General features: G+C 58.0%; 9 protein-coding genes. 1 reads left to right on the top strand and 8 read right to left on the bottom strand.

Annotated elements, in window-relative coordinates:
• Positions 1-5 precede the first annotated feature (5 nt).
• Positions 6-932, top strand: coding sequence for an alpha/beta hydrolase (locus F1C16_RS08680; protein WP_185283929.1), 927 nt, complete (start codon positions 6-8; stop codon positions 930-932).
• Positions 933-1,018: 86 nt separating this feature from the next.
• Here F1C16_RS08680 and F1C16_RS08675 read toward each other — a convergent pair whose 3' ends face one another.
• The 8 genes from F1C16_RS08675 to F1C16_RS08640 form a co-directional block, all read right to left on the bottom strand.
• Positions 1,019-2,884 (bottom strand): glycoside hydrolase family 97 protein, encoded by a 1,866-nt coding sequence (locus F1C16_RS08675; RefSeq protein ID WP_185283928.1) that lies wholly within the window; start codon positions 2,882-2,884, stop codon positions 1,019-1,021.
• Positions 2,885-3,011: 127 nt separating this feature from the next.
• Positions 3,012-5,213: a GH92 family glycosyl hydrolase gene (locus F1C16_RS08670; protein WP_185283927.1), complete on the bottom strand. Its 2,202-nt coding sequence runs from the start codon at positions 5,211-5,213 to the stop codon at positions 3,012-3,014.
• Between the two features lie 83 nt (positions 5,214-5,296).
• Positions 5,297-6,460, bottom strand: a complete 1,164-nt coding sequence (locus tag F1C16_RS08665) for a glycoside hydrolase family 76 protein (protein ID WP_185283926.1) — start codon at positions 6,458-6,460, stop codon at positions 5,297-5,299.
• A 109-nt stretch (positions 6,461-6,569) separates the two neighbouring features.
• The gene (locus F1C16_RS08660) at positions 6,570-7,709 is read right to left on the bottom strand and encodes a SusE domain-containing protein (protein ID WP_185283925.1); all 1,140 of its coding nucleotides are present in this window, start codon (positions 7,707-7,709) and stop codon (positions 6,570-6,572) included.
• 117 nt (positions 7,710-7,826) lie between these two features.
• Positions 7,827-9,434, bottom strand: coding sequence for a RagB/SusD family nutrient uptake outer membrane protein (locus F1C16_RS08655; protein ID WP_185283924.1), 1,608 nt, complete (start codon positions 9,432-9,434; stop codon positions 7,827-7,829).
• Between the two features lie 18 nt (positions 9,435-9,452).
• Positions 9,453-12,902, bottom strand: coding sequence for a TonB-dependent receptor (locus F1C16_RS08650; protein WP_185283923.1), 3,450 nt, complete (start codon positions 12,900-12,902; stop codon positions 9,453-9,455).
• A 97-nt stretch (positions 12,903-12,999) separates the two neighbouring features.
• On the bottom strand, positions 13,000-14,052 hold the full coding sequence (locus F1C16_RS08645) for a FecR family protein (RefSeq protein WP_185283922.1): 1,053 nt from the start codon (positions 14,050-14,052) through the stop codon (positions 13,000-13,002).
• Positions 14,053-14,181: 129 nt separating this feature from the next.
• Entirely contained in the window at positions 14,182-14,787 is a 606-nt protein-coding gene (locus tag F1C16_RS08640) for an RNA polymerase sigma-70 factor (protein ID WP_185283921.1), read from the bottom strand.
• Between the last annotated feature and the right edge of the window lie 97 nt (positions 14,788-14,884).

The raw sequence follows: 14,884 nt of genomic DNA, 5'->3' as shown, positions 1-14,884 counted from the left end.
ACACCATGAAAAAATTCCTCCTCGCTACGTTCTTCCTCGCGGCTTCCGCTGCGCCGCTCGCTGCCCAGCAGCAAATCCTACCGCTCTATACCGGCACTATTCCCAACTCCAAGCCCAATAAAAGCGTCACCGAAACCGCCGAGAAGCGCCCCGACGGCGGCGAGTTTGTGCGGCAGGTGGTACAGCCCAAGCTGCTGGTCTACCCTGCGCCGGCCGACAAAGCCAACGGCACCGCCGTGGTGGTATGCCCTGGCGGTGGCTACGGTATCTTGTCGATGGTGAACGAGGGCTACCAGGTAGCCGAGAAACTGAACGCCATGGGTATCACGGTGTTTGTGCTGAAATACCGCCTGCCCGACGACCGTACCCAACCTGACAGAAGCATTGCGCCGTTGCTGGATGTGCAGCAGGCCATTCGGATGGTGCGTGAGCAGGCTGCCAAGTTCAACATCAACCCCAACCGCATTGGGGTAGCGGGTTTCTCGGCTGGTGGGCACCTGGCTAGCACAGCCGGTACGCACTTCGCGAAGCCAGTAGGAAACAAGCCTGGCCCTACCTCCGTGCGCCCCGATTTTCTGATTCTGGCCTACCCCGTTATCACGTTTGCCGATAGCCTAACGCATGGCGGCTCACGGGATAATCTGGTGGGTAAAAATGCTTCGACTGAGCAAATAAAGCTGTATTCCAACGAGTTGCAGGTATCGGCCCAAACGCCGCCTACCTTCCTAGTACACTCCGAGGACGACGGGGTAGTACCGGTGCAAAATAGCCTGCTGTTCTACCAAGCCTGCCTGCACCACAAGGTGCCCGTAGAAATGCACCTCTACCCCAAAGGTGGCCACGGCTACGGCTTCTATAACCGCACAACAAAGGACGATTGGGCGGAGCGGCTACGTAACTGGTTGGATATGAACGGGTGGCTGACGAAGTAGCTCGTAATAAAGTTAGATTAAAAAGCAGTGCCCCTCCTTTCTCAAGGAGGGGCACTGCTTTTTAACTGATACCGGTAGCAGCCGGGCTACTCCTTGGTAAACCGACCAAGGTAGCCGCCGCCCTCCACTAGCTTGAGCGTCAGCTTACTTTTCTTGCTGACGCTGCTCTTTTGGATAGCATCTGCCTTTGGGTTACCGGCTTCATCGGCTAATGTAGCGGCCTGGTAGCTGCCCGTGCCAAGAAAACCCAGATCAACAGCGACGGACTGGGCTTTTTCGCCGTTCAGGGCGGCAAGGTACCAAGTGGTGCCGCTGCGGCGCGCCAACAGGGAGAGAGTACCTATTTCACTGGCTGGCAACACAATCGTTTCGTCCCACACGGTGGGCATGTTCACAATCAGGTCTTTGGCTTTGCTGGCCAGCATGTCTTCGGGGTTGGCGGCTACGCACAGAAAGGGCGAGGTGAACGTGGCCAGCGAAGCCATTTGGTGGGCGAACGTAGTGCCTTTGCCAATGTCGCGGAAAGTGAGGGGAGTGTAGTCGCCGTGGCCGGCCAGGTAGCGTGTGAAGGGTAGGGTAGCATTATGGGCCGGCCACACGGTTGCGTTTTCCAGGCCCCGAACACCCTCGCGCGACAGCTCATTGGGCCAGGTGCGCGACTCGCCAGTGGGCTTATTGGCGCCGTGAAAGTCCAGCATCAGCTGTAATTCGGCGGCATCGTGTAGAGCAGCCTGGTAAAAGTCGATAATCTCCTGCGACTCAGTGTCGAAGAAGTCGATTTTTAGTCCTACTACGCCTGTGTCCTTGCAGCGCTTAAAGAAGGCTTTGCGGGCAGTAGGATCTTTCAGGCCGGGGGTGCCGTCGTGGTCGGGGTAGGCTTTCCATACCCACACCTTTACCTTTTGGGCGTCAGAATACGTCACCAACTCTTGCAGCAACGCCCACGGGTCTTTGCCGCCATCGTTCCAGCGCGACCAGCCTTCATCTACCAAGTTATATTGAATGCCTAGCTGCCCGGCCCACTGCGAAAAACGCTTCATGTTCTCGAACGTCACGCCGCCGTTGCCGGCCAGCCACGACCACACGCTCTTGCCCGGTTTAATCCAGCTAGTAGCCAGCCCCTGCGGAAACAGTTTCGGATCGGGTTTGGGCGACACGTTGTGCACAATGTCGCAGTTCACCAGCGTGTTCAGGTCGGACCCTACCTCGATGATGCGCCAGGGCGTTTCGACGGAGCCGGTTTTCTTCGTGTCGCCGGTCAGATGGGCCTTGAACACGCGCTGCCCCTCCGCCACTAGCGACATGCCCGCAAAGTCGGTTAGGCCACCCTCGGTAATGGCCACATAACCCTGCTTGTTGGGTAGCTGCACCGTGAGCGGTGGCCCGGCTTTCTGGCCAGCCGGTACGTCTTCGATGCGCTGCTTTTGATACTTACCTTCGTAGTTGCCGATATCGGGCTGGCTCCACACGATGCTACCCGCAGGTAGGGTGAAGCGGGTATCATCGGCCGTGGTAGTACTGGCGCCGGTTTTGTTGACCACGTAACGCAGCGCCACACCATCGTTGAACACGCGCGTTTCCACTTGAAACCCGGACGTATTACCGCTTCCCTGCACCGGCACAATAGCCTGGTTGTACTGGTTCACGGCTTTGCTGTGTACGCCGCGCCACGGGTAGGTTTCGTTAACCGACGTGCGCTTTACAGCACCGAACGCACGGCCTTCGCCGATTTTCTGCTGATCTACCTGCAAGCCAAGCGTCGAGGGCTCAACGACTGCTTTGCCCTTGTACACTACACGGTATTGCAGCTGACCTTGCGTCAAGAATAGTTCTACCTGAAGCTTCTTGTCAGGACTAAGAACTGAGGTTGGCTTAGTTTGCGCCAGTAAGTGGTGGATAGGTAGGGTTTGACTTAGCAATAGAGCAAAGCCGAACAAGGGAAGTTTGCGCATAGTAGGGTTGAAAGATGGTTAGGGTAAGGTGCGGGACAGATGGAAGCTACAGTTAGAAAGCTAGACTAACTCCCTTCCTTTTTTAAGGAGGGGAATTCTAGCCTAGTCTAGCTTTAACTATAGTTGATTATTGTGTAATAACCGCTACTTCGCCGCCGTCGCGGAATAGCGCATAAGGTACAAAATACCCTTGGTTGGCGGTCCCGTTCACCTGAATGCTGCGCAGGTTGCGGCCCGTGCCGGTGTGCTTCACCGTCAAGGTTTTACCGCCGGGCATGTGCCACTGCACCTCCTCGAATACCGGCACGCTCACGATGTAGCGCGCATCGGCCGCCGAGAAGGGGTAGAGGCCCGTGGAGCTGAACACGTACCAGGCCGACATCTCGCCGGCGTCGTCCATGCCGGAGTAGCCCAGCTGGTTTTTGCCCATGCCGTAGAAGCGTTCCATAATCTCGTCGAGGCGGCGTTGCGACTTCTCGGGTTTGTCGATAAAGTAATAAGAGAAAGGCGTTTCGTGGTCGGGCTGGTTGCCGTGGCAGTACTGCCCAATGAAGCCCGATACGTTGCGAGCAATATAGCTCGGGTTCCAAGGCACCGTAAACAGCGAATCCAGTTTGGCCTCGAAAGCCTGTGGGCCGCCGTATAGCTTCACCAAACCCGGCATATCGTGGGGGGCGAAAAACGACACCTGCCAGGCGTTGGCCTCGCGGTACATGTACTCGTAGTAGGGATACTCTGGGTTGAAGTTCTTCACCCACTGCCCGTTGGCCAAGCGGCCGCGCATGAAATTGGTGCCGGAGTCGAAGACGTTGCGGTAATTCTTCGAGCGCGCCATGAGGGTGCGGTAGTTGGCAGTGTCTTTCAGAATTTTTGCCAACTGCGCCACGGCGTAGTCGTCGAAAGCGTATTCCAACGTTTTCGACACGCCGGCTTTGCCCTTGGTTTCCACCTGGGGGTTAGGCGCTTCTTCGGTAGCGATGTAGCCTTTCTCGATGTATTCCTTGATGTGGGGGCGCGTGCCGCCTTCCACATTGGCGTTGCGCAGAAGTAGGCGGTACACGTCCTGCACATCAAAATTGGTGAGGCCGCGCTGGTAGGCGCCCGCGATAAAGGCCGCGCCATGGTCGCCGTGGAAGAAGGTAGGAATGAAGCCGGTCTTCTTGCCCACGTCGTGCAACGACTTAATGACATCCGTACTGGCCTCGGGCGCGAGCATGCTCATCAGCACGTCCTTGTTGCGGTAGGTGTCCCACAACGACGGCTCGGTGTAGTAGTTGAAGTCGGCTTTCACCACGTTGCCTTTCGTGTCGCGGTACTCGCCGTTCAGGTCGCTGCGCAGGGCCGGCCACAGGAAGGAGCGGTACAGGCAGCTGTAGAACATTTCCTTCTGCTTGGGCGTACCGCCCTTCACGTCTACCCGCGCCAGCATGGTTTCCCAAGTGTCGGCGGCAGCGCGGCGCACCTGCTCAAACGAGCGGCTACCGATTTCTTGCGCCAGGTTTTGCTTGGCATTCTCGATGCTCACGAACGAGATGCCGACGCGCAGCTCCACCGGTTTTTTGCCGCCATCGGGCAAGTGTAGCACGGCCAGGCCATCCTTTGTGCCCGGTCCGCGCACATCCAGGTTTTGGATATTCTCGCTGAGCATTCCGTAGAAAAACACCGTTTGCCGACCGGTTTCCTGAAAACCCTGCACGGCCGCGTCGCCTACCTTTTCCATCGCCCAATTGGTTACCCGCTCGTTGGACTGCGCCAGCTTGAACACGATGCTGCGGTTGTCCTTCTGCGCAAACCGGTACCGGTGAAACCCGGCCCGTAGGGTAGAAGTCAGCTCCACCTGCACGCCGTAGTCCTGCAGCATTACGCCGTAGTAGCCCGGCGAGGCCGATTCGGTTTTCTTGTCGAAGCGCGAGGAATAATCGCCCTTTGCATTGGCGCCCCCCGTTACGGGTAGCACCGGTAGGTGGCACAGGTTCCAGTGGCCTTTGTTGGTGTGCGCAAATGCCACAATCACCGAGTCCTCGTAGTCGTAGCCCGCGCCGGTATGAAACTCCGTGATGGGGCTCAGCTGCACCATGGCATTGGGTAGGGAACTGCCCGGAAACACCAACCCGGCCCACGCGCCGCGCCAGTCTGGGGGCGTGGTGTAGCCCATGTCTTTGGGGTCGTTCAGCGGCCCCGTCCCCATAAAGGGGTTGGCGTATTGCAGATGGCTGCCCAACTTCTCACTACGTCCGCCGTTGGCAGTGCCGGCGGGCGGGGTGGTTTTGGTGCAGGAGAAGACGGCCAGCGCAGAAAGAAGAAGGCAATAGCTAGGTCGTTTCAGCATGAGTTTGGGGGTAATAATAACCCTGACAGGGGCTTGAAATCCTGTCAGGGTTAAGAGTTTTACAATTAAGGAGACAAACTCCTTTACAGCACGTTGCGGGACTGCAAATCGGCCAGCGCTTCCAGCATCATCACGCCGCTCATTTCAGTAGAGCCGTCCACGGTGGTACCGGGTAGGGTAGTCCAGTTAGTGTTGAAGATATATTGCGGCCGGCGCGTGCCTTTGGAATAGAGGCTTTCGCCGTTGAACTTCAGAAAGGACACGTAGTTGGCCCGGTTGGTGGCACTCACGGCCGGCTCAGTAGCCAAAATGGTTAGGTAGCGCACCAAAACACCTTTGAACAAGCCACCGTCGCCGCCACCTTCATCCTTCATAATACCACCCGGCGAGAGCTGGGTGTTGTTGAGCACGTAGGCGGCCGTGCGGTTGGCATCATCGAGGTAGGAGGTTTGCTGGGTGGCGCGGTACAGCGCCACGCCCGCTCCTATAAAGGTGCCCTGATTGTAGGTGAAAAGCCAGTTCTTGTCAATCTGGTTGTTGTTCTCCCGGTTGACCCCGTCCCACACTTCCCCATTGGCAGGATCTACCAGGGTGGCTTTCTGCCAGGCATAAATCTTTTTAGCCCACTCCAGGTCATCGGGGTTGCGGTCGAGCATGTAGAGACGGGCGGCCAGAATGGCGGCGGGAGCGTTGGCGGGCGTGTTTTTGTAGCTGCGCTGCGTTTTTTTCCACGCAATGCCACCGCCCTGCTGCTCGTTCCAGCCCAGCTTAATGTCGTTCCAGAGCAGAGTAGCAATGTTTTTGTACTCCGCTTCCCTGGTCACCTCGTAGGCGCGCAGGCAGGCCAGCGCATGCCACTCCATGTCGTCGTAGAACTCGTTGAGGTAGGTGTTGCCGTTTTTGGCTTTCGCCCCCTGTATCAACTGCCGCATACGGGTAAGGTAGTCGGCGCTGCTGGTGCGCTGAAAGCCGTCGATCAGTATATCGAGGCCGTGCGCTTGCCACCAGTAGTTGAAATTGTTTTGGCCGGCGTTGTTTTGCCGATAGTAGTTGTCGTTGGCGACGTAGAAGTTCTGCTGCAACGCGGCCTGCGCCGAGTCGGCGCGGGCCGACCAGTTGGCTGTGGCCACCACGGGCGGGGCAGTGGGTGGGGCCACGTAATCGTCTACGGGGTCTTTACAGGCGGTCAGTAACAGGCCCAGCAGGGCGCAGCTACCCAGGCGGGAATGCCAAGAAGTCAAGATCATATCGTTCAGTTGCTTAGGAGAAGTGAATTTTGAGCGAGCAGATGGCGAGAAGGTCTATCAGCTATGCCGCTTGTCGCACCTCGCACCGTCTACTCGCTCAACATCCGCATTAGCGCACGGTAATCTGGTGCGTGTAGGGGCCGTCGGGCTGCATGCGCACGGTCACGTCCACGCTCTTCATGTCGGCCTCCGTCTGGAACTTGTAGGTGTAGTCGTACGACGCGGCCGTTACAGGTATCAGGTAATAATAAGCAGCTGGTGTGCTAGCGGTGGCGCGCTGGTTGTCGGAGTTGGTGCTGCCGTAGAACTGTTGGGTGGTAGCGCCGGCCGCGTTTTTCTCTGTGAACCGGAATTTGTAGCGCTCATCCCGGCCCCAGCTTTCCTGGAAGAACTCGATGGGCGTATTCTCCACTTTCCACACACCTTTACCCACGTAGGGCAACTCTACCAGGATCTTGCTTTGGGGTGCAAACCACAGACCTACCGACTCGATTTCGGTAAGGGTAGCGGCGGCGTTGTTGAAATCCAGACGGATACGGTACACTTTAGGCGTGGTGGTGGGGCTGGTGCCCTGGTCGCCTTCTACTAGCTTGTTGCCGTCGATGGCGTAGGTAGTGGGTGTGCCGCTGGTTTGGTCAATCAGCTTCACGTCGCCGGCGCTCAGGCGGGAATACAGCTCAAACACACCAGCCGAGATGCTCTTGAACTGGATGGCCTGGCTCATGTTGGCGCCAGCCTCCGTGCCCGAGCCCGTAAGGTAGAGCGCCGGGGGTAGGGCAGAGAAGCCCGCGGGCCGCTCCAGCGTCATCGTCCGCGTCTCGGTGCCTTTCTGCACGTTCAGGCCTTTCGAGGCATTCACCGTCCAGATCAGCTTGCCCTGCTGCTGCGACTTGATACCGGCAATGTCGGCAATGCGGTTCAGGTCGCCGTGGCTGAGCACCAGTCTGGTGTCCAGACCATTGGTGCCCGACGCAATGCTGTACACGGGCTTCGAGAAGTCGCCGCCTTCCTTGTCAAACACCAACTCGTAGAGCACCACCGTGCCGTCGGCGGCGCGAGCCTGGCCCCACTCAAACGTCACGGCCGCGTTGGAAGGCGGGTCGAGGCGTATGAAGGCGTTGTTCACGGGCGAAATCAAGTTCGATACCGGCGTAATGGTCTCGTCCAGCGCGTTATCGTCGTCGTTGCAGGCCGAGAGGATGCCGGTCAGGAAAAGGAAGAAAAGAAGCAGTATGGGATGGGTTTTCATTATGAGTAGTTGTTGATTGTTCGTTGTTTATTTCTTGATAAGAACGTCATGCTGCTCGGAATAACGTCCTAAATAGAGCAGCATGATGTTCTATCCTAATCACTTCGTCATTTGGGCCTACCAGCCTGGGTTTTGCTCCAGGTTGCCGTTGATGTCCCGCTCGCGCTGAGGAATGGGCCAGAGGTAGTGGCGGGCCGGATCGAAGGTGCGCTGGTCTACGCGGATATAGCCGTTGTCCACGTTCGGGTCGCCGGCTTTGATGCCGTGGGCGAAGCCGTTGAGTACGGTTTCGGCCGTGCGCCAGCGGCGGAGGTCGAAGATGCGCAGGCCTTCCATCGCCAGTTCCACGCGCCGCTCACGGCGGATGGTAGCTTGCAAGCTAGCTTTGTCGCCGCCGGGGAAGGTGAGGGCCGCGGCATCGGTGAAGCCCGCCCGGCGCCGCAGCGCCCCGATGGTGTTGTCCCAGTCGGCAGCCGTGAACTGACCCAGCTCGTTCTTCGCCTCCGCGTGCATCAGCAGCACGTCGGCGTAGCGAATCAGGATCAGGTTCAGGCCCGAGTTCAGGTTGGCGTCAGACGTGGGGTCGAAGTATTTCGAGGAGTAGTAGCCAGTCGGGCTGGCGTCCTGGCGGTCTATAGAGTTGTCGCCGGTACCGGGGAAAGTGCGGATAACGATGGTCGAGTTATCGGGACGACGCCACGTGTAGCCGTCATACACCAGCGTAGCCATGAAGCGCGGGTCGCGGCCCTGGTAGGGCGTGGCCTCGTTGTAGCCCGAGCCGGCTTCGTTGATGGTCTTGCCGTTGGCCATCAGGTAGCTATTCACTAGCTCCTGGGTAGGGGCAATAGACGTCACCAGCTTGCCCTCAGTACGCGGAATAAATTGCCGCTGTACCGAGTGCGTGCGCGTGGGGAAGGCATACTGCAAATCCAGCATGTCCTCGTTGTTGTTCTCATTGCTCGGCGCAAATATGCCCATGTAGCTCGGGAACAACGTGTAGGTACCCATCGAGCCGCTCATCAGCTGCGTCGTGATGGCCACTACATCGGCCCAACGGTCGCCTTCATACAGCAGGACGCGGGCTTTCAGGGCCATAGCGCCGCCCTTCGTGAAGCGGCCTTTGTCCTCGGCTCCATAAGCCGTGTTCACGGGTAGAACGGCGGCGGCGGCATCCAGCTCTTTCAGCACAAAATCCAGTACCTCGGGGCGGGGCGTGCGGGTCACGCTGTTGGCCTCAGACACGCTCAGCTCGGTGGTGATGAGGGGCACGGCGCCGTACCAGGTCATCAACTGAAAATAGTGGAACGCCCGGATGGCCTGCGCCTCCGCAATGTAGCGGGCCTTCAGGCCTGCGTCGAGCGACGTAATCTTGTCGATGTTCGTCAGCAGGCGGTTGCAGGCGCGAATGCCGCCGTAGTGGTAGCCCCACTCGTTGGTGATGCGCGCCTGGTTAGTGCCGTAAGCGCCCTCGGCCACGTTGCGCACGTTGGAGCCGTCTACATCGCTCTTGTTATACGCGTTGTCGGAGAGGGCTTCGTTGAAGAAGAAGTACTCGCTCGGGTAGAGGCCGGCGTAGCAAGAGTTGAGCACGTTGGCTGCGTCGCTGGGCTGCGTCCAGAACGTGGCGTCGGTGGGGCGGTCGGTAGGGGGTAGGTCTAGGTCCTGGCAAGCGGCAAAGCTCAGTCCAAGGCCCAGCAAAAAACTATAGCGAAATATGCGATTCATGGTCATACTGTTGGATCGTTAGAAAGAAACCGTGAGGCCCAGCGTGGTTACGCGTACGCTGGGGTACACGCGGCCGCTGCTGCCTACGCCACCGCCCAGGCCCACGCTCTCGCTGAACTCCGAGATTTCGGGGTCGAAGCCGATGTCACGCAAGTGCGTGATGGTGAACAAGTCCTGGCCCGATACAAACACACGCAGCTGCTGAATACCTGCTTTGGAGGTAAGAGCTGAGGGTAGGGTGTAGCCCAACTGCACGTTTTTGAGGCGAGCGTAGGCTCCGTTGCGCAGCCAGTAGTTGGAGCCCTGGTTGTTGTTGGTAGAGGCTGTGCCCACGGTCAAGCGAGGGTAGGAGGCATCGGTGTTGGTAGGCGTCCACCGGTCGAGGTGCTGCTTGTACACGTTCTCCCAGTTGTTGTGGAACGCTTCCACACCCTCACCACGGATGTACAGATTACGACGGCCTACCCCTTGCACAAACACCACCAGGTCGAAGCCCTTGTAGGTGGCCGTGTAGTTCGCGCCAAACGTCAGGCGCGGAAATGGATTGCCCAGCACGTAGCGGTCATCCTGGTTGATCACGCCGTCGCCGTTGCGGTCCACGTAGCGGATGTCGCCGGGGCGCAGGCTACCAGGCGTCACAAAGGCTGGCTTGGGGCCATTGGCAATTTCTTCCGTGTTCTGGTAAAACCCGTCGGTGCGGTAGCCGAAGTAGGAGTTGATGGGGTAGCCCTCGCGGATGATGTTGGTGGCGTCGCCACCCCGGATGGTTTCCACGCCCTTCGTGTCCCGTACCAGGTTGCGGGTATCGGCTGCGTTCAGCGTCAGGGTCTGGTTGAAACCGCGGGCGGTATTCAGGCGGTAGGTCGCCGATACTTCCCAGCCCTGGTTCTGCACGCTAGCCGCGTTCTGGGTAGGGGCACCAGCCCCAAAAGCTCCGGCCACGGGCAGGTCAATCAGAATGTCGTTGGTACGCTTGTCGAAGTAGTCAAAGCTAACCGACAGGGCATTCTGTAGAAAGGCTACGTCTACCCCCACGTTGCCCATGGTAGCCGTTTCCCAGGTGATGTCGCGGTTAGCAGTGTTGAAATTGACGCCGGCTACCGGCTGGTTGCCGAATGCATACGCGCCCGGTGCCGTGCTAATCGTGCTCAAGTAGCGATACAGACCAATGTTCTGGTTGCCGAGTTGCCCGATAGAGCCACGCACTTTCAGGTCGCTAAACATGGGTTGCAGGAAGTCCAGGAAGTTTTCTTCCAGGGGCCGCCAGCCTACCGACACCGACGGGAAGAAGCCCCAACGCTTGTCGCTGGCAAAGCGCGACGAGCCATCGTAGCGGAAGCTACCCTCGATGAGGTATTTGCCGGCAAAAGCATAGTTCAAGCGCCCAAATACCGAGTTCAGCGCCCACTGCTCGTTGTTGCCGTAGGTGCCGTTGGGGTGGAAGCCGCCACTGGGGTCCGAAATGCCGGTGTAGGTGGTGCCGTTGCTAATCACCCCGAAGTCGTTGCCGGGGATGTTGATAACAGCAATACCAGATCGGTCATCGTTGAAATGCTCACTGGAATAGCCTACCAATGCCTTCACATCGTGCTTGTCGGCAAACAGGTGCTCGTAATTAAGAGTAGTCTGGTAGTTGGTGAGCAGGGTACGCTGCGTGCGATTCGTAACGGCGTTGTTGCCGTCGCCACCAGAAGTAGGCGAGCCGTCGGGGGTCACGTACTGCAAGCTGCGCCGAAACTCGTCCATGCGGTAGTTCCACAGGTCGCCGCCCACTAGGCCACGTAGTTTCAGGCCTTTGATGATTTCGTACTCCGCATTCAGGTTTGCGTAGCCGTTGTCGTCGGCAAAAGTGCGCTGGCCGCCATTGCGCAAGCGGTTCACGGGGTTAGCAGTAGAGGTAGGGGCCGTCAAATAGTTGCCAGCCGAATCTTGCACGGGGTAGATAACGGGAATGCGCACGGCGTCGCCAATAATCCAGTCGGTGCCGTAGGCGTGCTCTTTTCTGTTCACGCGCGCATAGGCCAGAATAGCGCCTACCGACAGCTTATCCGTCACCTGCGTATTCAGGTTCAGGCGGGCGTTCAGGCGCTTGTAACCGTAGTTGTCGCCCACAAACAGGCTGTTTTGGTCCACGTAGCCCAGCGACACCAAGTAGCGTGTCTTGCCTGAGCCACCGCTCAGACTCAGGTTGTGGTTTTGCTGCAACGCCTGCTTTTTCAGCACTGCGTCCAGATACCACTCATTATCACCCCGGGCAACCTGTTCGCGGATCTGCTGAGGCGAGAACTGCGGGGATTGGCCCGAGTTGATCAGGGCCTCGTTCTTGAGCTGCATAAACTCCAGGCCCGTTACCGGCCGGCGCAGGAAGGTAGGCGTCTGCAAGCCCACGAGGGTATTGTAGGTCACCACGGGCTTTTGGTTGAGGGCGCCTTTCTTGGTGGTCACCAGCAACACGCCATTAGCACCCCGCGAACCGTAGATGGCCGCCGAGGCAGCGTCTTTCAGCACCGTAACGCTCTCAATATCGTTGGGGTTGAGAGAGTTAAGTGAGCCAGCAATGCCGTCCACAATGATCAGCGGTGAGGAGTTGCCCAGCGTGCCTACCCCCCGGATGTTGATGTTGAGGCCCGCGCCCGGCTCGGCGCTGCTCTGCTGGATGGTCAGGTTGGGCGCAGTGCCCTGCAACGCCTGCGACACGTTGGTTACCGGTCGGTTTTCCAGCGCCTTTGCCGATACCGTGTTCAAGGCACCGGTCACCTCCGCCTTCTGCTGGGTGCCGTAGCCTACCACCACTACTTCTTCCAGCGCTTTCACGTCCTCGCGGAGCGTGATGGTGAGGTTGCCGCCGGCATCGGCCACGGCTACTTCCTGGCGCACATAGCCTACAAAGCTGAACGTGAGGGTGCTACCCTCGGGGGCTTGCAGCGAGAAGTTGCCTTCTGCGTCGGTGCTGGTGCCGGTAGTAGTACCCTTCACCACCACCGAAACGCCCGGCAGCCCGGCCCCGTTGGCATCTACCACGCGCCCCAATACGGGCGGTGCTTTAGACGCGGAAACGTTTGCACGGGTATTGCCTACGTTGGAATCGATTGCAGATGTGGGCTTAGAAAGCACGCGCAATACCACGCGGTCCTCATCCACATCATACTGAATTTTGAGGGGAGCCAGCAGCTCGTCGAGCACCGCAGACAGGGGCTCGTCCTGCACGCGTAAGCTCACTTTGCGCTCGGCTTTCACCAATTGTTGGCTATACACAAAGCGCACGTTGTAGTGTCGCGCAATCTGGCTTAGGGTAGCCTTAATGGTTTGCGCTTCAACTTTCAGCGTGATTTTTTTCTCGAGCACCGCCTGCATAGGCTGCGAATGGGCAATTGCCCGGCCGGGCAGTCCGCCGCCCAGCACTGCCAGCAACAGCAGCACGCGTAAGCAATACCCGACCAATGGTGGAAGGTGTACAGAATTTTTCATAGGAATAGTGAAAATGGGTAGGTAGGTGGGGGTTAGCGGTGAGGGTAAGGGAGCATGTGTTGGAAAAAATGAAAGTGAAAACGTACTAGACAAAGTGCTAGCTGGCCGGTGCTAGCTGGCAGCCGTTGCTGTGGAGTAGAATCTGTGCATCAGAAATTGAGTAATTGGCACCCAATGACTTGCATAGCAAATTGAGCTTGCCAAACAGGGGCTCGTTGTAGAACGTGATGCTCACCGTGCAGTGCGCTAGGGTGGCCCGGTCGTACACAATATCAACGCCGTAGGCTTTTTCCAGGGCAGCGAGAACTTCCGCCACCGGGCGCTCTTCAAACTCGAAGGGCTGCGGCACCAGCACGGCCGGTTGCGACACTAACTCCTTCGTAAATTGCCGTTTGGCCGCGGAGTATACCGCCTGCTGATTGGGTAGCAACAGTACACCCGCTGCTGCCGGGCGCTTGGGCGTAGCCGACAAATCGGCATCTGCACGGGTTTGCACGGCCACCTTGCCCTCGCGCACCGACACCGATGCCTGCGCCGCATTGTGATAGGCTTTCACCCGAAAGCTGGTGCCTAATACTGTGGTTACCACCTGGTTGGTGAACACCAGAAAGGGCCGCTGGGGATTTTTGCTAACCTGAAAATAGGCTTCGCCTACCAAGTGCACCTCCCGCCGGGCACCGGCCAACGCATCCTGGTAGCGCAGGCTGCTACCAGGATGCAGCGTAACGCGGCTATTATCGGGTAGGCGCACGGCCAGAGGATGTTGCGAAGTGTTGGTTTGCTTCGTCCAGCCATTGGTTACGGTCACGGCAATGGGAGCTTCAGGAGCCCAGGTGCGGCGCACGGCGGGCCAGAGTAGGGCCAATGCTACGGCAACTAGCACCAGGGCCGCGGCTATGCGCAGGGTAGGGGCCTGCCACCAAGCGGCGGGGTGCCGCACCACTTTTGCCTCGGCGGCCACCGGAATGTTCTGGGTAGCTAATCGATGCCAGATGGCGTCTTCCACTGCTTCCTGGTTCTGTCCGGGCAACTGCATCCCCTCCGATTCTTCCAGGCGGTCGTACCACTGCTCCACTGCTACCCGTTCCTGGGGCGTGCAGAGGCCATCGAGGTAGCGTTGTAGTAGCAGTTGAAATTCGGCTTCCGTCACGATTTCGGGCAAGAGTAGAGTAGTGCTTCTATCTACTAAGTCAACAAACTGCTCGGTACCCCTAAAATAAGGTTGTGTTTTTTTGAAAAATAACAGTGAATAATCACTAAGTATATATAATACAGCGGTTTAAATTTTGGTAAACCAAACTAATAAGGGCCAGGTAACCAGCAAAAAATCCTGTAAGTAGCCGCGCAGCAGCTTCAGCGACTTGGTGATGTGGTACTCGATGGCCTTCTCCGATAGATGCAGGCGGCCGGAAATTTCGGGTACCGTGTGGTGCTCCAGGCGACTCAACCGAAACACCTCCCGCGACTTTTCAGGTAGGCGGTCAAGGCTGGCTTTCAGGGCAGTGTTTAGGTCTTGTTGCGCCAACTGCTCCTCGGTGTTATGGGTTGCGTCTGACTGTGCTATGCGGCAGTATAGCGCGTACCCATCCCGCACCCGTTGCGACTTCACATAATTGATAATACGGTAGCGCAGGGCCGAGAACAGGTAGGATTCCAGATGCTGAATATGCCCCTCGGCGCGCTTGGTCCAAAGGGTGGCAAATAGGTCCTGCACCAGCTCCTCGGCCACCTCCCTACTCTTAAGCTTGCGGTAGGCCATCGTGAAGAGCCGGTAGCAGTAGCGCTTATACACTTCCTCAAACGCACCTTCATTGCCCGTCTGCACTGCATCGAGCAAGGCAGTATCCGGCCAGAGAGAGTATTGCAGAAGGCCAGAACGATTCATAAGCAACTGAATGAAAAAATCGGGACTTATAAGTGAAGGTACATTTTTATATTCGTTTATGGAAGAAAACGACAAGTCAATGCTCGTTAAGCGAGAA

It is taken from the genome of Hymenobacter sp. NBH84, assembly GCF_014217645.1.
Taxonomy (GTDB): domain Bacteria; phylum Bacteroidota; class Bacteroidia; order Cytophagales; family Hymenobacteraceae; genus Hymenobacter; species Hymenobacter profundi.
This window is presented reverse-complemented; position numbering and strand designations above follow the sequence as displayed.